Source organism: Ruegeria sp. AA6 (assembly GCF_056542865.1).
The window spans coordinates 1-582 of the sequence record NZ_JBQGAN010000081.1 but is presented as its reverse complement, the minus strand read 5'-3'; the positions used below and the strand labels follow the sequence as shown (position 1 = coordinate 582).

General features: G+C 56.5%; 1 protein-coding gene. It reads right to left on the bottom strand.

The genetic code is table 11. The features are described from left to right. Positions 1-165: 165 nt before the first annotated feature. Positions 166-582: IS30 family transposase (locus ACR0LN_RS23960; RefSeq protein WP_480433248.1), on the bottom strand; the 417-nt coding region annotated here is incomplete at its 5' end.

Here is a 582-nt window from a genome sequence, read left to right as displayed (position 1 = left end):
ACCTCCACGCGGTTCAACTCGCGCTCACTCATCACCACCCATCCCATGTCCGCTCGCCCTCAATGATTTTTGAGGGCAGAGTGACATTCCTGAATTGCTCATGGGTGACATTTTAGCTTTGCGGCTTGTGAACTCATGTTGAAGTGCAGTTCTTGATATGTCCTTTTATTCCAAACGGTTCTGGATCTCCATCAGCTTGGCTTCGAAGACTTCTGCAGGCGTTTGGTAGCCGAGGCACTTGCGGGGGGTCGAATTGAGGCGCTGACAAATCGACCTCAAATATCGATTTGTCAGCGCCGTCGGTTCGGTTGAGCGAGGCAGATACTTCCGCAGCCTGTTGTTCGTGTTCTCGACCGTTCCTTTCTGATACGGCGCTTGTGGATCGCAGAACCAGGCATCCGCGCCGATCCCGGCCCTGAGGTGCCTCCAGGCCGAGAACTCGGTGCCACGGTCGAAGGTGATCGACTGACGTGCATCGGCGGGCAGGGGAGCCAGCCCCTGGATCAGCGCTTCCATGATCGGCTTGGACTGGCGATCCTCATTGCGCATCACGACAGCATAGCGACTGACGCGTTCGACCAG